Source organism: Candidatus Uabimicrobium amorphum (assembly GCF_009002475.1).
Classification (GTDB): Bacteria; Planctomycetota; Uabimicrobiia; order Uabimicrobiales; family Uabimicrobiaceae; genus Uabimicrobium; species Uabimicrobium amorphum.
Map to the genome: position 1 here is coordinate 852988 of NZ_AP019860.1, position 19640 is coordinate 872627.

The following is a 19640-nucleotide window of genomic DNA, read 5'->3' on the forward strand; positions in this document are numbered from 1 at the left end:
TCCAAGTCTGATGGATGATATGCCTTCAAAAATATTTGTTGTACTTATAAGTTGCTAATGTGCTCTTCCACGGGAAGACGCACCAATAATTTCAACTCATCAAATATCATGTTAGAATATTCTGACACATTTATGATAAAGAGGATACAGCATGTTTAAAAGTGTATTTGTTGTTTGCTTGCTAACTTTACTTCTTGTGGGATGTTCGAATCCAGGCGAGTTGGGGAAAACATTATTTGTTGACACACCAATACGCATTGTAAATACTGCGACATACAACGTTTTTGATCTAATGAATGAGGAGCCTGCTCCACGTGCTCCTGAAAAATTTGAAACAACAGTAAGAAAAAAGCAGTCCGGTGACGATGCCGACTCTGGTTCTGACAGCGATGCTACAGACGATGGCGGAGCTACAGACGATGGCGGAGCTGCAAGTGACAGTGGTTCTTCTGCTGGTGATAGCCTACTAGATGACGGTGGTTCTTCTGATTCAGGTGACAGTGGTGGCCTATTTGGCGGCGACAGTGGTTCATCTGATGACGGTGGCGGCCTATTCGGCGGCGACGATAGCGGTTCATCTGATTCAGGTGACGGCGGACTATTCGGCGGCGACGACAGTGGTTCTTCTGATTCTTCATCTGGCGGTGACCTATTTGGTGGAGATAGTGGTAGCTCTGATACATCTAGCAACCTATCTGGTGACAGTGGTGTTGTAGGTGGTTCTGAACCTGTAATCGAAGATATTCCTGCAGATGGTTCATTTGATGATACCATTGGTGGTGAAGGATCCGATGACACAAGCGAATTCGACGACACCATTGGTGGTGGCGACGATGCTGATGATCTAGGTGGCGACGACGCTGGTGATCTAGGTGGCGACGACGCTGGTGATCTAGGTGGCGACGACGGCTTCGGCGATGACGCTGGTGACGATGCTGCTGGTGACGACTTCGGTGGTGATGATGCTGCTGGCGATGATGGCTTCGGCGATGACGCTGGTGACGATGCTGCTGGTGACGACTTCGGTGGTGATGATGCTGCTGGCGATGATGGCTTCGGCGATGACGCTGGTGACGATGCTGCTGGTGACGACTTCGGTGGTGATGATGCTGCTGGCGATGATGGCTTCGGCGATGACGCTGGTGACGATGCTGCTGGTGACGACTTCGGTGGTGATGATGCTGCTGGCGATGATGGCTTCGGCGATGACGCTGGTGACGATGCTGCTGGTGACGACTTCGGTGGTGATGATGCTGGCGATGATGGCTTCGGCGATGACGCTGGTGACGATGCTGCTGGTGACGACTTCGGTGGTGATGATGCTGGTGACGGCGGAGACGAAGACTGGGGTGATGACTCTTCAGAGGGTGATGACTTCGGTGACGACGCTGGTGGCGACGATGAGGAATGGGGCTAAGATCCAAGACTCCTTTCTCTCTGTAAATCATAAAACCACAGGTAAGCAATTACCTGTGGTTTTATTTTGTCCTGATGTAAAAACTTTTTGGTGTAGTGTGTGATGGAATTTGTTTGGTGTGTGATGGAATTTGTTTGGTGTGTGATGGAATTTGTTTGGTGTGTGATGGAATTTGTTTGGTGTGTGATGGAATTTGTTTGGTGTGTGATGGAATTTGTTTGGTGTGCGATGCCCTCACCATCGAATTTAAGGTTTTAGCTTCGCTAAAAGCCTTAATTCTCATGCCTCTCCCACAGGGAGAGGCGTAACACGTCTGAATTGTCTCCATTTGTTTTCTTTGATGCATATCACTAGCTTGCTACATCACAACTTTGTTCCGCAAATCAAGTGAATTTTGTTTTTTACAAAAGAGAAGCATTACACCTCTCCCTGGTGGGAGAGGTATGAGGATAGCAGGTTTCAGCGTAGCTGATAACTGCTATTCGATGGTGAGGGCACCAATCAAAAGACGAATTCCAATTGGAATCCGAATTCCTACTTCTTCTTAGAATACGCGCAACGAAAACCAATATCTTGTCGATGCGAGTGTGGATAGAATCCATCGCGGTATGCGGAAGATCCTTCATGTGCACTATACAAGAAACTTCCACCCTTAATAACGCGGTCTAGCTTGGCGTCGCTCAGAAAACTATCGGTCCATTCCCAAACATTTCCGGTCATGTGAAATACTCCGTTTTGCGTCTTACCTTTTGGCAGAGAAGCAATATCCGCTACCTTTCCGGTGTCGACATTGGCGTACTTGGTTTTGAATTTATTTCCCCAAGGATACGCGTGTCCTTGTAAAGAACCGGCAACACATTGCCATTCCTGTTCTGTTGGTAGACGTTTTCCTGCCCATACAGAGTACAAGTGTGCATCGTACCATGTTACATTGGTGACGGGTAGTGTCATTTCTTGTGGTTTATTACCCTGCCAATGTTTGGGGAATGGATGTTGCGTTTCCTGGCAGAATTTCCAATAATCACCGTTACTCACTTCATGGCGGTCGATCCAAAATTCTCCCATGGTAACTGGTTTACCATTTGCCGACAGTTTGTAATTTCCACCAGCAATGTATACCATATGCTTTTTGAGCTGTTGGTGCGATAGTTCCTGTGGTGTAATTTTGGGTAGTCTTTCTTTGTAAGCCTTTAAAAGCTTTTCGGACAAAGGTTCTTCTTTTACTCTCGGTTTGACGACATATTCTTTATTTTCTTCGCCATTCTTTTTTGCAAGCACGTTGTATTCTACGTAGTTGCGTATTTCGTCGCGGAATTTATATCCGGTTCCGGCAATAACGCCTATGAGAACAACAGCGGCAACAAGTAGTTTCCCGCCTTTTTTACGAGGCTTATTTTTTTTGTTGGTAATCTCTTCCCAATGTTCGGCAGAAGCCTTTTCTTTTTTTACCGCTTCCGCAGTCGCTTGTTCGTGAGAAGTACTTTGCTCTTCGTCTTCATCAGGTTTTAGACTGGTGGTACTCATCGCCACGGTGCGTTGCTGGGTAATGTCCATTTCCTCGTTGCGCTCACTTGTTGTCGGTGCAGGACGAACTTGGCTCACTAGAAGAGGTGGCTGTGAATTTAGGTAACGATTCAAGTCAACAATAAGATCTTGGCAACATTGGTAACGATCTTCTTGCTTTTTGGCCATCATTTTGCTGATAATACTACATATGCTTTCGGAAAGATCAGCGTTGATGTCTTTTGGACTCGGAAGATCTGCGGAGACGTGTTGATTTAAAATACTCACCGCTGTGTTGCCTTGGTAAGGAACTTCGCCACTTACCATGTGGAATAGAGTGATTCCCAAAGAGTAAATATCGGAGCGAATATCAATTACCCCACCGGCGATTCCTTGTTCGGGGGACATGTAATGTGGTGTTCCCATTACAACGCCGGGAGCAGTGAGTTCTAAAGCGTCTTCCATGCATTTCGCCAAACCTAAGTCACACAATTTTACTGTTTGGTCTTCTTGGGTCAGCATGATATTATCCGGCTTTATGTCACGGTGGATGAGGTTTTGGTTCTCAATGTGCTTTAACCCATTTGTTGCTTGTAGGATAATTTTAACCGCTTCTGGTTCTGTTATACGTCCTAAATTTTTGATATATTGCTTTAGGGTGAAGCCTTCCACGTATTCCATGGCAAAATAAAAAACGTCATTAGAATCGCCAAAGTCAATTCCTTTTACGACGTTAACATGGTTGAGTTGGCACGAAAACTTTGCTTCCTTCATGAAGCGTCGTACAAATTCTTTGTTGCTCGCAAAATTGGGATACATAATCTTAAGAGCGACAAACATACCGGTGTTGTCGCGTCGTGCTTTATACACAACACCCAAACCACCTTGTCCTAAGGTTTCTAGAATGGTATAGCCGCGAACAAAGTGACGGTCTCCTTTGTTGAGCAATTTGTATATACCACTTACTTGATCTTGCGAGATGAGCTCTTTATCAAGAAGTACTCCTGATAGTGGCTTAGGAATACCCGCTTTTTCATAGTTTTCTAACTCTTGAAGACACTCCTCCAGTTTTTCTGGTGCAACTAATTTGCGTTCAAGGACAATATTTTTGAATTCTAAGTCATCTGATGTAGGCATAATAACTTTCCATTCTTAATAAGTTGTTTGACCTTCGACAATAATCGTACGTGAACCAACAACAGGTAATCCGACACCAACACTTTGCGCAGCGCGGAGCAGGGTATCAAACCAGTTGAATGTTGTGGTAATGGTTGTGCTGTGCAAATCGCCATTTCGCGGTAATTTATTGCGCAATATCGCTCTTAATGACGGGTCATTTATTGGACCAAGATCAATAATATACCATGCTTTTTTGTAGGCATAGACTGGTCTTCCTTGTGCCCAATTGGTATTGGAAAGTTGAACGTCTTGTCCCATGCCCTCTTGTTCCAATTCAACAATTTGGCATCCAGATGCTAGGCATCCTATGCAGAGAATTAAGATTAGTTGTTTCATGATTTTCCTCCGTATCCTAATATAAATCTAAACCTCCAGGAATTTTCACACCATGAACTTCGATGTAGCGTGGTGAATAAATCCCCAGAGTAATAAAACCGATAAACCATGACCACAACGTGAATTCTTCATAAATTCTCAAGTTGGTCAATCCTGCAGGAGCACCATTATTACGAGCTACTTGGGTAATATTTACTACGCCAGGATTGGGAGTAATACCCCACAAGAAAAAGTCAACGTTTTCGCTGTAATGAAAATTTTCGGGCGATGGTTGTACTTTTTTAAAAGTAATTAAAGGTGTTGGGTCTGCTGTGTATTTTACAGTTTGACAACTTGTCAATGCCAATGCGAGCATCGACAAAACTACAAAGTATGTTTTTCTCACTGAAAGCTCCTCAATTAAACTATTTCACTATCTAAATTTGAAGTGGCGGTTTTCATTTCTTTTAAAGCCAATTGACCACAGGCTCCATCAATATCACGGCCCAAGTTTTTACGAATGGTAACCGAAATACCATTTTTTTGCAAATATCGTTTAAACTCACGTGCTTTTGTTTTCGGAGATTCGCAGTGGTGGCTCTCTATCTGATTATACACGATTAAATTTGTGTGGACTAAGTGCTTTTTTTCAATATTTTTGTATAGGTTTACGAGATCTTCGGCGTCTTGTAAGCGATCGTTTTCGTCTTTTAGTAGAATGTACTCGAAAAAAACTTTACGATTATTTTTTTGCAAATAATAATTGACCGCTTTGATGAGTTCACTCAACGGATATTTTTTGTTGATGGGCATCATCTTTAGACGCAGCTCGTCATTTGCTGCATGAAGAGAAATCGCAAGGTTCACTTGGGGAAATCTGTCAGTAAATTCATAAATGGCAGGCACAAGACCAGATGTAGATACCGAAATATGTCGCGCACCAATGCGAAACGTTTGTGGATTAATTAATTCCTCAATACTCGCGAAAACCTGTTCTTTATTGTGCAGTGGTTCGCCCATTCCCATATAAACGACGTTACTTAGGTGATCGGTGAGTTGTTCTTTGGCGATAAAAAATCGCCAAAACAATACCTGGTCGGTAATCTCTTCCGAAGTCAGGTGACGAATGAATCCCAATTTACCAGTGGCACAAAAAGTACAAGCCAAGGCACAACCAGCTTGACTACTAATGCAACACGACCATAGACCAGGTTTGGGATTTAAAAGTACTGTTTCGATTAATCGATCGTCATGTAGGCGCAAAATCGCCTTGTAAGCGTTGCCATCCCGTGATGCCGCCATGTGATGGACGCGAAAAGACAATACTTTTTCCGTAGATAATTGCTCGCGTAGTTTTTTCCCAAGAGTGGTAATTTCGGCATAGCTCGATATATTTTGCTCAAAAAAAGCTTTTTGCATTTGTTGTACGCGAAATTTCGGTAAGTTGTATTTTTTTTGTATATTTTGTAAAAATACACTGTCCATGTTGTTCTTTCTATTTTCGTTGGTTTCTATTTTTAAAGTGTGTCCACCTGTATTTGGGGGAACGGGCGGACACAAGGTCCGCCCCTACATTCTGACGTTCGCATGTCGTTTTTTGTATACGTATATCTGTCTACTGTGTTAGAGGTCCTACGGTACTTCCCGAGATAAATTGTTTTACAATCGGATTTTGTGAATTCTTGATTTGGTCTGCCGTTCCTTCTTCGATGATCTGGCCTTCATATATCATGCCGATACGGTTGGCGATGCGGTATGCGGATGACATATCGTGGGTTACGCAAATAGAGGTAACACCTAATTTTTCTTGCATCGAGATAATTAGATCGTTGATTTGGTTACTCATTACCGGATCTAAGCCACTTGTGGGTTCATCGTATAAAATAATTTTCGGATTTCCGACAATGGCTCGTGCTAACCCTGCGCGTTTTTTCATTCCACCTGATAGCTCCGAAGGCATGCGTTTTCCTGCATGTTCAAGTTCTACTAGTTCTAACTTGTGTTGCACGATGCTTTGTACCTCAGATTTGGATAGATGACGTTGGTGTTCAACCAAAGGAAGAGCGACATTTTCTTCGACGTTCAACCAATTGATCAAGGCACCGCTTTGAAATAAAACACCCATTTTTTGACGCAAGGCATATGACTCTTCTTTTCCCATGTTGTTAATACATTGTCCCATAATGTTTACTTCTCCACTATCGGGCTTCATTAGACCAATGATATTTTTTAAGGTCACACTTTTGCCTGTACCACTGCGACCAATGATGACATATGTCTCCCCTTCGCGAATATGTAGATTGAGGCCTTGAAGTATTTTGCGACCATCGAGAGTTTTATATACATCTTTTAATTCGATCATAATTAACTTCCGAATATTCTTTCAATCAAAGCGGACATAAAGTAGTTACTGATAAGAACGAGTAAGAAAATGTACACCACACTTTGTCGTGCGGCTTCCCCCACTCCTTCTGCACCGTTACGTGCACGCAGGCCGTAGGCACAACTGACAGAAGTAATGATAAAACCAAAGACGATACCTTTAAATAGTCCGGCAAAAACGATGGTTAAATTATAAGTGCTCATATAAATGAGTATGCGTTTAAAGTAAATAACTGGCTCTAACCCAATTTGGTACTTAGCAACCACAGCGCCTCCTAAAACGCCGAGTAGGTTTACATATACAATGAGTATCGGCGCGCAAATTGCGAGAGCAACCATTCTTGGGAATACTAGATATTCGACAGGATCTATGCACATAACCTCTAGAGCATCTATCTCTTCTGACACCTTCATCGTTCCCAGTTCAGCAGCCATCGCTGAACCTACGCGACCTGCCAGAATAAATGCGGTCATGAATGGGCCAGCTTCTTTACACATGGTCAATAAAATGACAACACCTATGTAATTTTCTAGGCGATAGTCTTTTAATATAAGCCCCGATTGTAGGGCGAGGATCATACCGGTAAATACACCTACGATAAGGGTAACAGGCAGACTTTGAATACCGCAAATAAAAAATTGGTCCAAAATCACTCTGCCGCGAAAAGCAAGTGACTTATAGCATTTCATCGTTGCCCAAAATAAGCGGCAAATAAATCCCATATTTGCGAATATTTCGACAATTTGCCGTCCGGTATTGCCAATGTACTGTTTAGAGGAGGTGATCATCATTTACTCCAAGTGGGCCACGTGGGTAGATAAAAAAATCGTAAACCGCGCTGTTGCGGTAACCAGTTGTATTCAAATAACCCACCTAAGATGGAGAAACGACCTTGTTCTCCCTTCGTTTTCTTTTCGTTTTTGTACGAAAAAAACAAAAAGCGCTCGTAACTTAAATCTTTGCTTTTCTTCATGGTGAAAAGCGGACCTAAGAAAGTTACCGTTTTTTCATCCGTACTTTTGCAATTATAATCAAAAAGGGTGAATAGAGGAACCCACGCTTTTTCAAAGCCGTAAGGAATATAATCTTCAAATAGAAGCGGGCTTAAGATGCGACTGCGAAAAGAACCATCTTCATTGACTTTGTAATCAAAAAGAGGCCAGACCTTGAGACGCATTTCTTCCTTAGCTTTGGGGTCCTTCCCCTTGCTCCAATGTTGAGAATAAAATGGTATTATGTACACACTATCTTTTGTATGTGTGGGATATTCGCTATGTAGTGACCAATAAAAGGGCCACATTGCGATGACATCGCGGTGACGTTGTGTACCATCTTCCTGGTTATTCTCCCAGTAGAATGGCCATAGGCGAAATTCATGGATGCCTTTTCCGGTGCGGTATTTGAAAAAGGGCCATGGCAAGTTGTATTCCCTGTAACCATTTTCGTGTCCTGAGTAGGAAAAGAATGGCCACATAAACATCCACGCCAATGATTTTTTGCTTGTAGACTGTCCGTATATGGGAAATACCAAAACGTCGGTACGTGGATCTTTGGTATTGAGATCTTCCTTGTTGTAGTGTACGAATGGCCATAAAAAGCTGCGCCGTTCGTATTTATCTTTATTTTTGTAGTAACTATAAAGAAATGCGTAGAAGCGAAACGTCTTACCGCCGCCATCGCCAAAGCGAAAGAAAGGCCACATGTATCCCCGGGAAAAATATTCACCATCCCTCGCCGTTACATAGAAAGGAAAAGGTTTTCCGGTAATTTCGTCGTAGCCAAGTAGTCCTTTGATATTGCCCCAAAATCCCATATATAAATAACTACCTTCTTTTGTGTCTGCACCACCAAAAGAAGCAAACGGTAGAAAAAACCAGTCGTAGTCGCGTTCTCTGGTGTGCTGTTTGGTGATTTCTCTACTGTAATAGAATGGCAAAATAGCGATAAGGGTATCATCGGGTTTTTGACGGTAGCGTACAAAAGGCCATAGGGCGAGAATTTCGCTGTTTTTGCCGCTTTTGGCAAACTCACCAACAAAAAAGGGGCGAAATGCATAGGTTGTTTTTTCCAAGGTATCTGTCTGTGAGTAAACAGAGGTAAGTATGTCGAGTTGAGTTGTCTGCCGCTCGGGGTCTTTATCATAGTACACCACAGGCCAAATGTCTAATTCGTCTACTGTGGTACAGCCAGTTAATACGCATACAAAAGACCATAAAAGTATATGTTTTAGGTTACACCACTGCAATTTTGTGCCCTCAAATCAAGAATATAGCGTTCTATAAATTTTTATCCTAGAATAGAAGCGCGTATTATTGGATAGTCAGAGTTCATTACTTTCTTTCACTATAAACAAAGATAAATTTAATTGCACTAAAAAACGTGAATTTAATTTTTTACAACTCTGTGGGAAAACGGTAGAATATCACGCTTTGTAAAAGTGGTTTTACAAATAGTTTATTTTGTCCATGTGGAAAAATGTAAAAATAACGAACCTTACTATGACAAATTGGTTTATACAGATATATGAAGATAGACGAAGATATTAAGTTGATGCTCAAAGTAAAAAAAGATGATTTACAAGCATTTAATACGTTGTACGAAAAATATTCTGCAATAGTGGGGAATTTTTATTTGCGCTTGGGTTGCCAACCAGAAACATGCCAAGATTATGTCCAAGAAGTTTTTATGCGTATTTGGCGCGCACGACATAATTATAAACCATTGGCAAAGTTTACAACCTATTTATTTCAAATCGCGAAAAATTATTGGATTAACCAAAGCGAAAAGCAAAAGCGCAGACCATTGCTACACAGTATGGAAAGCAACCCCCAGGTTCAGGACCCAAAACAAACGGAATTGCCTGAAGTTCAAATGTTAAAAGATGAGCTATCAAGTAAGATCTTAGAGTCTATACATCAATTAGATGAAAAATATCGTTTGGTTTTCGTCATGAGTGAATTTGAAGGACTAAAATATCGCGAAATTTCCGAAATTTTGGATATTCCCATCGGCACGGTAAAGTCGCGGATGTCGACAGCGGAAAAAAAACTTAGAGAAAAGTTAAGTAAATATATTGATTAGGCTTTTACGATTTTGATGAGGATGATTTTAGGAAGGTACAAGTATGGAAGGAGATATGTATGATCAGTTGTCCATCGAGTGAAGATCTTTTGGCATTTCACAAAAATGAACTAGAATGCGAGGAAATTGGCTTGCACATTGATCGTTGCCAAAAATGTTCTTCGGAACTGTTAACTCTAAGCAAACACTTAAGTTTGTATTCACAAATTCGCACCCCACAATTTGTTCCACAAGATGTTGATTGGTCTAAACTTATCAATAATCCTTCTACTGAAAAAGATAAAAAACCTTTCGCGGTGCTCTTACAAATAGCCGCCTCTTTACTCCTTCTTGCTGTTGTTACTGTCTCTTTGTTACAAGACACAGCCTCCTCTCCACAACTCACGTATGGCTTTGCTGGGCAAAGCGACAAAAATATCAAAGCCGGAGATTCTGTCACCTTTGGCGACACCTTATACACTTCAAACGCCATTGCCAAAATATCCATGGACAAAATTTCTTGTGATCTTGCTCCCAATACTTCTGTGTACTTGGAAAACGCAAACAGTGTCCAGCTTGTACAAGGTAGTGTTTATTTCCATGTGGTACCAGGAAATGCCCTTACGATAAAGACCGAGCGCGGCACTATTCAGGTTCTTGGTACAAAATTTTTAGTGACAGCTACCAACAAAAAAACCAAAGTAAGCGTATATCGTGGTAAAGTAAAATTTACTAACCACAATAACCAAGAATATATTCTTACCCAAGGACAAAGTATAAATAGCTCTCTGGCCAAAATTCAGAAAAATAGAGAAGAAATTCCGTCGTGGGTAACACAACCACTTTTTTTACGTATAGAAACACAAAAGCAAAAAGATATCACTATCTTTGCAACAAATTTGACAATGGACACATTGTATCTAAAGCGTTTCTCTGGTACACCGAACTTCTTGTTTCACGTTCGCAATTTGCAAACAAATGAAGAGTACCAAACACCTGTTTTTTCTGAGAACAAGAAAACATTTATTGTAAAACCACGGCAGACACAAAACCTAAAAATTTCGAAGGCACAATTATTAAAAAACCCCGGAAAATACGAGGTCTCTCTTATATTTCAAGACCAAATCCAGGGGAATAATTCTTGGAGTGGTATTATTCGCAGTTCATCTATTGTAATTGACTATAACTAAAGAAAGTTTCGCCATGGCCTTAAAATATATCAAGGGTAAAATCGCTGGTATACGTAAATTTATCCGTATACTTCTTACTTTAGAAGGCAGTTTTAAAACTATTCTTACCCTATCCGTAACGATCTTATTGTCGTTTGTATTGGATTACTTTTTACATTTCCCGTTAAAAGTACGCACAGTAATGCTTGGGATTTACTTGTGTGCAATTGTTTATGTCATCGCACGACACTTGGTTTTACCTTTGACACGAAAAATATCAGACGAAGATATTGCGCTGGCGGTAGAGAAACAAAATCCGCAATTGAAAGATCGTTTAATCTCTGCTTTACAGTTTTCACGACTTTTAGATGATCCGCAGTACCACGATTCGCGTGACATGACTTTGAACGTTATCGAAGAAACTGAAAAATTGAGCAAGGGAATCAATTTTTTTCGCGTTTTGAACTTTTCGCGCACACTACGTAGTATGGTATTACCTATCGTTTTTGCCGCTGCGGTATTTTCGTTATACAACCAATTCCCTAAGCTTTCGGGTATTTGGTTAAACCGCAACGTTCTGTTGAAGCAAAATGCTTGGCCGCGTAGTACAACAGTATTTTTGGTACGCAATGAGTTTACTGTATACGACGATCGCTCAACTGAAGTTAACGTCGCCTGGGAAAATAGTGGCTCTTCAAAGGGAATCCTGTGGTATAAGTCTTCGAATTTTTGGAAGAGAGCGGTTCTTAATCCTACAGAAAAAGGCTACAAGGCAACTTTGCCGCAACTAAGTAAAAACACGATTTTTTACACAGAGATAGATGATATCGTGTCAAGTGCCTATCGTTTAAGAGTGACAAAAGGTGAAGTCAAAGAAAATAAAGAGAAAAAGCCAAACGAGGTAGGCATTACTCTTCCAGACACGAAGCTAGTTATGTCTAAAGGAGAGCGTTTATCCTTAAAAATATACGCAAGCGGTAAGATCCCTTCAGGTATCGAAGTGTATTTTCGCAATAAGGGTGTCGAAGATCAAAGTTGGAACAGCGAATTAGCTGGCCACCAAGGTGAAGGCATTTTCAAATATACATTTCCACCGATGATTGATGACATTGAGTTCTATCTAGAAGGAAATGATGATGTCGACGGTTTGCCAGTGTACAATGTCGAAGTGTTGAATCCTCCCACGATTACGAAAAGTTATATGTGGTATGAGTATCCTGCGTATTCTGGTTTGGCATCTACAGAAAAAGATAAGCCGGAACAACATGGAAACGTAAAAGCTTTGCAGGGAACAACCGTGCGTTTGCTCTTTACAACAAATATCCCCATCGCAGAAGCGAATGTTTTGTTTCCTGATGATCAGCAAGAGGTATATCCCAATACCAAGTTAGACATACTAAAAGATGGCAAACTTTTGGCAACTTCTTTTGAAGTGAAGATGGATAGTCGCTATCGCATTACATTACGCGCCAAAAATGGCCTAAGAAACACTTCACCAACGAGCTACTATGTACGCATGATGCGTGATTCAAAGCCATATGTCAAGGGAGTGTTTACCAGTAGTGCCACAAAAGGTGCTGTTGTTGTTTCAGGTGTGAAACCACGTATATATATGCTGAGAACAGCAACCGTTCCTTTGCGTGTAGATGTAGAAGACGATTATGGGATTAGCAATATCGCCATTTTGCGAAAGGCTAATAAAGAAGATACCTGGAAAAGGCAACCTCTGGAGATTCTTACCGAAGAGGAAGAAGAGCAACAACAAAAAAAACGAAAGGGCAAAAGAGCTCACAGTTATCATATTTTCTCTCTCGAAAAAGGTACTGTAGTTGATGAGGGAAGTACAAATGCCCGTAAATTACAAAAGGGTGATGTTGTCTACTACAAATTGTATGCACAAGACAACAACAACATTTCGGGACCAGGAACGAAAGAATCAGATGTGTACTCGATTGAAATCGTCGATGACACGCAGCTTCTCAAAAAGTTAAATGAGAGACTGTTAGAAAACAAACGTCAGTTGGGACGCATTTTAGATTTACAACTTACACAAAAGGAAAAAATCGATGACTTTTTGTCGATAAGTTCTGCTGTGGAGACGGGGGATTTGGTGAAAATTCACCAATGGCATTTTGCACAGAAAAACATTTCGCGTCAAGTACATGACATTGCGCAAGCTGTTAGATATGTGATGTGGACAGCTGGTCACAACAGTATTTGGGACGTTTTTACGACCAAAAAAGTACAAGATGTGCACCGGCTTCTATTGGATATTGCCTCACCGTCGAGTTCTACTTCCTTTACTGGAAAGTCGAACGAGGCGGCGACAAATATTATTGATGCCTACAAGACGATTCTCAATGATGCCGATAAGGGGCAAAGCAAATTGCGTGATGCGGTGTTTAGCCAAGAAGAGATTGTCACACTTCTTGAAGAGGTGATCGATTTGCTTGGCCAGTGGGAAGACTTGCGCGTCGAAGATGATATCAAGCGTTTGCTAGAAGAAAGTAAGAAACAACAACAAATATTGAAAAGTTGGACAGAATAGTAGCGTTTTCTGTGGTTATCTTGATGAGGTAACCACAAAAAACGCTAGAGCATGTTTTTAGGAGATTTTTTGTGATGAAGTTTTTTTCAGTGTTAGCCACGAAAAATAAAGGAGAATGATGTGATCACAAGAATTTTGATAATACTAATATTGTTTTTGTGCAGCAATGTGGTTGCCCAGAACAATCAACAACAAAAAGAGCGCATGCAAAAGCAAAGAATCGCTATGCAGGCACAAAAAAGACTAGTGCGGATGCTCAATTCTCTAAAAGAAAAAATGACACGCGTTCAGACAAGTTTGAAAAAAAGAGGACGCGACGTTGAAGCAGACAAGATTAAGAGTGCACTAGACAAAATATTATATAACTTTGACGAAAATAGTGCTCCTTCTAAGACCCCTCTTGAGTCAGATATGCAAGAATTGACAAAGCTCATCGAAGAGGGACTTCCTGGTAAAGCATTTGATAAATCCGTGGAGGTCAATGCGAAAATTGAGTTGATATACAAGTTTTTACTTGATCGTCAAACACCTGAAAAAGTAGACAAAAAGATTGCCGAATTGCAGAAGCAATTACAAAACATGAATAAACTTGCCTCAAAACAAAGTCAATTAAAAGACAAGACAAAACAAATTGAAAAAGAACAAAAGCAAGCTTTGACACAAGAAGAAAAGCAGTTAAAAAAGGAAAATGAAAATATTCTTGAACGTCTACGTAAGTTAATGTACGACACTCAAAAGACATCAAAGAAGGTCAATTCTGAGATGCAGAAGATGCAACAAAATCTCAAGGATATGGAACAGAAGCAACAAGATCTTATCTCTCAAGCGCAAAATAAACAAGAACCGACGTCTTTGAAAGAAAAGATGAAAAATGTTGACGACGTTCTCAATAAACAGAAAAAAGTTGCTGAAAAAGTCGATGACTTCAAGAAAGCGGAAGAATTGCTAAAGGATCTGCAGAAGCTACAAAAGCAACAAGAAAAGCTTTCGAATATCAAGCAAAATGAACAGCAACAGCAAGCAGGTCAGAATAAAGTCCAGGAAACAATAAAATCTCTTGATCAGTTATCACAAGCGGTAGATAACTTGAAAAAACAGCAACAGCAAACACAAGAAAAAACGCAACAAGCACAAGCAATGAGTGATCTCAAAAAAGAGATCGAGAATTTAAAGAAGCGTCAAGAACGCGCGTCGCGTGTTATGAAGTTGAGCTCTAATGATCCGCGTTTTGCGAAAGCACTGGCCCGAGGACAGAAAAAATTAGCCAAATCTGCCGACGAGTTGGCGAAAAAATTAAAAAAATTAAGTGAGAGTCCCACACTAAAAGAAAAACTGAATGATCCTAAGGCGGCAAAGCAAGCGGAAGACCTAGCCAAGCAGTTGGAAAAAACAGCAAAGAAAATGGATGAAGTTGCCAAGAAAACCGAGAGTGGTCAGCTCAAAGAAGCACAAGAGCAACAACAAAAAATCGGTAAGCAATTAGAATCCTTACAAAAAATGGCGGACAACAAGTCTCTACAAAAATTGGGAGAACAAATGTCTGCGAAATTACAAAAAGACCAAGCACAACTGAATGATCAAGCAAAAAAATTGCAGAAAGCTTTGGACAAAGTCAGCAAAAATGTTCCACAAAAAGACGACATGAAAGAAGCAAAAAAGTGGGCAGACGCCGCGCAAGAGAAAATGGAAGAGGCACAAAAGAAACTTGCAGAAAAAGACGCGAAGAGTGCTCAAGAGAAACAAGAGCGTGCTATTGAAAATTTAGACGCGATGAAAAGTTATTTGAAAAAATCTTTGGCAAAAATGAAGGACACACCGCAAAGCGATATGCAGCGAAAGTTGGCGGCCGTGCAGAAAAAAATTGCCAATAGAATGCAAAAGCTTGGAGAAAAAGCTAAGTCACAGCAAATGCCTGAAATGAAAGACATCCTAAACGAGATGAATAAGGCAGCTCAACAGACAAAACAGGGAAACCAAGAAAAGCGTATTGCGGCACAAAAAAGTGCGTCGCAAAAGATGCAGCAGAGTATCAATAAACTGCAAAAGAAGTTGGCCCAAGAAGGTAAGATGCAAGAGTTGCAAAAGCAACAGAAAAACATCGAGGACCAAGCCAAAGAGTTGGCAAAGAAATGGCAGAAGAATGATCCGAAGTTAGCGGACAACATCAAAAAAGCCATGGAGAAAATGGAAAATGCACGCAAAGAAATCGCGAAGAAAGATTTTCCGCAGGCCGATAAGAATACCAAAAAGGCATTAGAAAATCTGCAAAATATGAAAAAAGATTTGCAGCAAATGATGGCCAACACCAAGAAATCAGATCTCGATATGCAAATGGCGCAAGAAGATTTAGAGAATAAAGCGCGCAAAATGGCAAGTGATTTACAACGCATGTCGGAAAAAGAAAAAGGTGAACTGAAGAAGCAAGTTCAAAAAGCATTGGAAAACATGATGCAGGCAAGCCGCAAAATGAACAATGCAAACCGTAATATTGAAAGCCAGGACTTTAAAAATGCCTCGAAGAACCAAAAACAAGCTCTGGAAAATATACGCAAGACCATGCAAGAGATGCAAAAGAGTCTGAAAAAAGAAAATAAACAAAACAACGAACAGATGGCAAAACTTGGCAAAGAACAAGAGAATTTGCAAAAGCGTACCGAAGAGATGATGAAGAACATGGAGAAGATGATGAAGTCACAAAAGATCTCTCCTGAAAACAAAAAGCGTATTGCCGAAGCAAAAAAGTCTGTGGAAAAAGCTGTTGAGAAAATGAAAAAGTCTCTAAAGAGACTGCGCAAGAAAAAGCCAAAAGACGCACAAAACGAGCAGAAAATGGCGCAGCGTGAACTTGAACAATCCAAGCGTACGCTTGACAACATGAAAAACGAACGTCTTACACAAAAGCAACAAAAACGCTTAGAGCAGCTACGCAAGCAGCAAAAAGAATTGAAAAAAGAAGCGCAACAGTTGGCGAAGCAGTTAGACTCCTTGAAGAAAAAGAAAGCGTCTAAGGCGGCAAAAGACGCCTCTCAGGACATGCAGAATGCCGACAAGAAAATGAAAGACCAAAAGACCACTCAAGCGGCCGAAGAACAAGAAAAGGCAGAGCAGCGCTTAAAACAAGCAAAACGCGAAGTGGAAAAAGAAAAGTGGAAGTACGAAAATCTACGCCAAGAAGAAATTATTTTTAACTTGAGCGGAGAATTGAAAGAGCTTGTGAAAGAGCAAACAGCGGTGTACAATGACACCAAATCTCTAGACCAAAATACGAAGAAACACGGTATCACACGTCGTGACTTGATTGCTATTCGTCGCATTAGCAGTAGACAAAAAAAGCTTGTGGCGGAAATTGATAAGATCATGAAGAAGTTGGAAAAAGAAGATAGCCAAGTTTTCAACTGGATTTTGCGTAGAATTAGAGTGAACATGGATGAGACGGTGAAAAATCTACGCCGTCGCGACATGGGGATTTTGACTCAATCCCTACAAAAAGAAGCGATAGATCGTATGTCAAAACTTTTAGTGGCGTTAAAAGAAGAGCAAGATCGTCGCAAAAAACAAAATCAACAACAACAGCAACAGCAACAAGAACAACAAATGCAACAGCGTCCGCGAATATTGCCAACAATTGCTGAATTGAAAATGATCAAAGATATTCAAATTGAGATCAAAAACAAAACACAGCGTTTGTTTAACAATATTAAAGACAAAAAAGTAATGGACAGTCTTACGCGTAAGCGTCTCGAACGACTTGGTTATGAAGAGGGAGACCTTGCTGAAATGACCAAGAGGTTTATCGAAAGTTTAGAAGGCAAATCCGGTGGTAACTAATAATAATTCTGCCAGGAGAACTCTCCTGGCTTTTGAAGGAGTAAGGATATGAAAAAAACTCTGTGTATTTTATGGGTTTTGTTGTTTTCACTTGCGGTATTTGCACAAGATGACGATGCGCCAATGCCAGGGCAAGATGACGAAAATAAACCTCCTGTACCTCGTGGACAACAACAACAAAAACCCCTCGACATGCTAAAAGATATCCAGAAAAAAATGGAATCGATTGAAAAAGACCTTCTACGCGGTGGTGTTGAAAAGAGACGTGTTTCCAAGAAAAAAATTCGCCAAGCAGTCGCAGAAGTAAAGAATTCGGAAAAAAAGCAAAAAGAAGTGGCGGAAGATTTGGCGAAATTGTTAGAGCAAGATCAAAAGAAGCAGCAAGCTGCTGCGGAGAAAATTGAAAAATTGCTCAAGCAAAAAGACCAAGAAATCCAGAGAGAACTCATGGAGAAGAATCCACGTCGCCAGCAAGAAGTCGCAGAAAAAATAGAAGAATTTATGCGTACACAAAAACAGCAACAAGCTGCGATCGATAAGCTGGAAAAATTGATGAAACAGTCAGGTATGGACCAAGAGAAAGTTTCGCAAGAGCTTGAGAGAATATTTGACGATATGGAACATCAAAAAGACGTTTCGGAAACCATTGATAAATTGATTGAAAATATCAAGAGTCAAGAAGAGGCTATCTCGGAAATGGAAAGAACTTTCAAAAGTCTCGAAGAAAGCCAAGATAAAGTTGTGGATCGCATCAATAGAATTATCCAAGAGGCGAAAAAACAACAGCAAATGATGCCATCGTCTTCTAATCCTAAGCCGAAAAGTTTGAAGCAACAAAAGAGCAAAGGAAAGAAAAAAGAGAAGGAAAAAGGCAAAGGAAAGAAAAACGAAAAGAATAAGAAAAAAGGCGACAAAGAACGCGGTAACAAGAGCAAAGATCGCGGGAAAAAACTCAACAAGAAAAATCCCGAAGATGATAATGAGCGCTGGGGAAATTTACCTCCGCACATTCGCGAGTTTATCCACGCAGACCGCAAGAAGAAAATAGAAGGTAAGTACAGCGAAGATATCTTGCGCTACTACGAAGAAATTGCTGGTGCAGGTACAAAAAAAGAAAAAGATAAAGACAAATAGTCATGTGAAACATTGACTCTACTGGAAAGTCTTTATAAAATGAAAACTGTTTATGTTACCATCTTATCATATGGTAGGTGGTAACATAACAGTCCTTATCCAAAACCATTTAAATCTAGTAAACACTATCCATGGAAAAACGAAATAATATATTACTTATTATCACTGCAACTCTTCTGGCAACATGGGTGTTGCCATTTATTATTACTTCTGAAACAGCCACAAGTAAATCACAGGCACCAACCTTAAGCTCTTTTCTTATATTTGGTACTTACCACAATGACAATTTACTTTTCCTAGTCCTCGAAGCGGCAAAAATATCTTTAACCATTAGTTTTTACGCGTTGGTGATCAGCGCTACTTTGTGTTTGTTAACGCTAGTGATCGATTTTTATATAAATTTTCCTTTTATGAACTACCTTTTGAAAATAGCCAACTATTTTCCACGGCTTTTCGTACTGATATTTTTTTCTGCCCTATTAAAACTACACCAAACGTCACACCTGTCTTTTTCACCTTCTTTCTATTTAATTTTAATTTTGGGAATTAGCGGAACATTTTTTTTATTGGCACAGACCCACAAAGAAATTTCCGACGGTAAAAAAACACTGTACGTTCATTTTGCTTGTTCATTACCCATTCCCAAATATAAAATATTTTTGCGCCATGTTTTGCGCAACTCCATAACCTTTCCCATTAATATTGTAAAACAAATGCGTGACAATATTATGTTCATCGCGATTTTGCCGTTTACGGGTGTCGTTCATCTACAGCCGGAAGATTTAGGAGGACTTATCCACAAATATTTTTTACAACCAGATGCTTTTAATGAAGGATGGTGGATTTTAATTTTTCCATGTCTATTTTTAATATGGTTAATTTTTATTTTTGATTTGCTGACACAGTCTATTTTTTCTTCTCAGTAAACATTGTGGATGGATATACGTAATTTTGTTTATTTTTTTTCACAAAATGCAGAATATTTCACTACAATGGTATCTTGTACAAAACAAACTTGACAATTTATTTAATTCGAGTTACATTAGGTCGTGTTTGTAAACAAATTTTGCGATGAAGAAAAATTCGATAAATTGCACGCAAAAT

The 19640-nt window shown here is 40.3% G+C and carries 15 protein-coding genes; 8 read left to right on the top strand and 7 right to left on the bottom strand.

Annotated features, from left to right (window positions below; all coding sequences use genetic code 11):
* Window positions 1-178: 178 nt before the first annotated feature.
* Window positions 179-1417, top strand: a complete 1239-nt coding sequence (locus UABAM_RS02895) for a hypothetical protein (protein ID WP_151966497.1) — start codon at window positions 179-181, stop codon at window positions 1415-1417.
* A 116-nt stretch (window positions 1418-1533) separates the two neighbouring features.
* Window positions 1534-1725: a hypothetical protein gene (locus tag UABAM_RS02900; protein ID WP_151966498.1), complete on the top strand. Its 192-nt coding sequence runs from the start codon at window positions 1534-1536 to the stop codon at window positions 1723-1725.
* Window positions 1726-1951: 226 nt separating this feature from the next.
* Here UABAM_RS02900 and UABAM_RS02905 read toward each other — a convergent pair whose 3' ends face one another.
* The 7 genes from UABAM_RS02905 to UABAM_RS02935 form a co-directional block, all read right to left on the bottom strand.
* On the bottom strand, window positions 1952-4057 hold the full coding sequence (locus UABAM_RS02905; RefSeq protein ID WP_151966499.1) for a bifunctional serine/threonine-protein kinase/formylglycine-generating enzyme family protein: 2106 nt from the start codon (window positions 4055-4057) through the stop codon (window positions 1952-1954).
* A gap of 15 nt (window positions 4058-4072) precedes the next feature.
* Window positions 4073-4435: a hypothetical protein gene (locus tag UABAM_RS02910; protein WP_151966500.1), complete on the bottom strand. Its 363-nt coding sequence runs from the start codon at window positions 4433-4435 to the stop codon at window positions 4073-4075.
* Between the two features lie 16 nt (window positions 4436-4451).
* Window positions 4452-4820: a Bor/Iss family lipoprotein gene (locus tag UABAM_RS02915; RefSeq protein WP_151966501.1), complete on the bottom strand. Its 369-nt coding sequence runs from the start codon at window positions 4818-4820 to the stop codon at window positions 4452-4454.
* 14 nt (window positions 4821-4834) lie between these two features.
* Window positions 4835-5899 carry a 23S rRNA (adenine(2503)-C(2))-methyltransferase RlmN gene (gene rlmN, locus UABAM_RS02920; RefSeq protein WP_151966502.1) on the bottom strand — a complete coding sequence of 355 codons (1065 nt, stop codon included), beginning with the start codon at window positions 5897-5899 and terminating at the stop codon, window positions 4835-4837.
* 130 nt (window positions 5900-6029) lie between these two features.
* The gene (locus tag UABAM_RS02925; protein ID WP_151966503.1) at window positions 6030-6776 is read right to left on the bottom strand and encodes an ABC transporter ATP-binding protein; all 747 of its coding nucleotides are present in this window, start codon (window positions 6774-6776) and stop codon (window positions 6030-6032) included.
* Between the two features lie 2 nt (window positions 6777-6778).
* Complete coding sequence (locus UABAM_RS02930; protein WP_151966504.1) at window positions 6779-7588, bottom strand: MlaE family ABC transporter permease; 810 nt, start codon at window positions 7586-7588, stop codon at window positions 6779-6781.
* Window positions 7585-9042: a hypothetical protein gene (locus tag UABAM_RS02935; RefSeq protein WP_151966505.1), complete on the bottom strand. Its 1458-nt coding sequence runs from the start codon at window positions 9040-9042 to the stop codon at window positions 7585-7587. The genes UABAM_RS02930 and UABAM_RS02935 overlap by 4 nt, the downstream gene beginning before the upstream one ends.
* A 278-nt stretch (window positions 9043-9320) precedes the next feature.
* Between UABAM_RS02935 and UABAM_RS02940 the strand changes: the two genes are divergently transcribed.
* From UABAM_RS02940 to UABAM_RS02965, 6 genes are all read left to right on the top strand, one after another.
* Window positions 9321-9878, top strand: a complete 558-nt coding sequence (locus UABAM_RS02940) for an RNA polymerase sigma factor (RefSeq protein WP_151966506.1) — start codon at window positions 9321-9323, stop codon at window positions 9876-9878.
* Between the two features lie 59 nt (window positions 9879-9937).
* Window positions 9938-11047 carry a FecR domain-containing protein gene (locus tag UABAM_RS02945; protein WP_151966507.1) on the top strand — a complete coding sequence of 370 codons (1110 nt, stop codon included), beginning with the start codon at window positions 9938-9940 and terminating at the stop codon, window positions 11045-11047.
* Window positions 11048-11060: 13 nt separating this feature from the next.
* Window positions 11061-13574 (top strand): hypothetical protein, encoded by a 2514-nt coding sequence (locus UABAM_RS02950; protein ID WP_151966508.1) that lies wholly within the window; start codon window positions 11061-11063, stop codon window positions 13572-13574.
* A 120-nt stretch (window positions 13575-13694) separates the two neighbouring features.
* The gene (locus UABAM_RS02955; protein WP_151966509.1) at window positions 13695-17402 is read left to right on the top strand and encodes a hypothetical protein; all 3708 of its coding nucleotides are present in this window, start codon (window positions 13695-13697) and stop codon (window positions 17400-17402) included.
* Window positions 17403-17450: 48 nt separating this feature from the next.
* A complete protein-coding gene (locus tag UABAM_RS33295) occupies window positions 17451-18536 on the top strand; it encodes a coiled-coil domain-containing protein (RefSeq protein WP_173013105.1) in 1086 nt (361 codons plus the stop codon).
* A 131-nt stretch (window positions 18537-18667) separates the two neighbouring features.
* Window positions 18668-19462: a hypothetical protein gene (locus tag UABAM_RS02965; RefSeq protein WP_151966510.1), complete on the top strand. Its 795-nt coding sequence runs from the start codon at window positions 18668-18670 to the stop codon at window positions 19460-19462.
* Window positions 19463-19640: the final 178 nt, after the last annotated feature.

What these genes read in the sequence shown, in the direction of transcription:
- rlmN (WP_151966502.1), bottom strand. Translation starts at nt 5,899, where the DNA reads ATGGACAGTGTATTTTTACAAAATATACAAAAAAAATACAACTTACCG.
- UABAM_RS02925 (WP_151966503.1), bottom strand. Translation starts at nt 6,776, where the DNA reads ATGATCGAATTAAAAGATGTATATAAAACTCTCGATGGTCGCAAAATA.
- UABAM_RS02965 (WP_151966510.1), top strand. Translation starts at nt 18,668, where the DNA reads ATGGAAAAACGAAATAATATATTACTTATTATCACTGCAACTCTTCTG.
- UABAM_RS02930 (WP_151966504.1), bottom strand. Translation starts at nt 7,588, where the DNA reads ATGATGATCACCTCCTCTAAACAGTACATTGGCAATACCGGACGGCAA.
- UABAM_RS02910 (WP_151966500.1), bottom strand. Translation starts at nt 4,435, where the DNA reads ATGAAACAACTAATCTTAATTCTCTGCATAGGATGCCTAGCATCTGGA.
- UABAM_RS02905 (WP_151966499.1), bottom strand. Translation starts at nt 4,057, where the DNA reads ATGCCTACATCAGATGACTTAGAATTCAAAAATATTGTCCTTGAACGC.
- UABAM_RS33295 (WP_173013105.1), top strand. Translation starts at nt 17,451, where the DNA reads ATGAAAAAAACTCTGTGTATTTTATGGGTTTTGTTGTTTTCACTTGCG.
- UABAM_RS02945 (WP_151966507.1), top strand. Translation starts at nt 9,938, where the DNA reads ATGATCAGTTGTCCATCGAGTGAAGATCTTTTGGCATTTCACAAAAAT.
- UABAM_RS02940 (WP_151966506.1), top strand. Translation starts at nt 9,321, where the DNA reads ATGAAGATAGACGAAGATATTAAGTTGATGCTCAAAGTAAAAAAAGAT.
- UABAM_RS02950 (WP_151966508.1), top strand. Translation starts at nt 11,061, where the DNA reads ATGGCCTTAAAATATATCAAGGGTAAAATCGCTGGTATACGTAAATTT.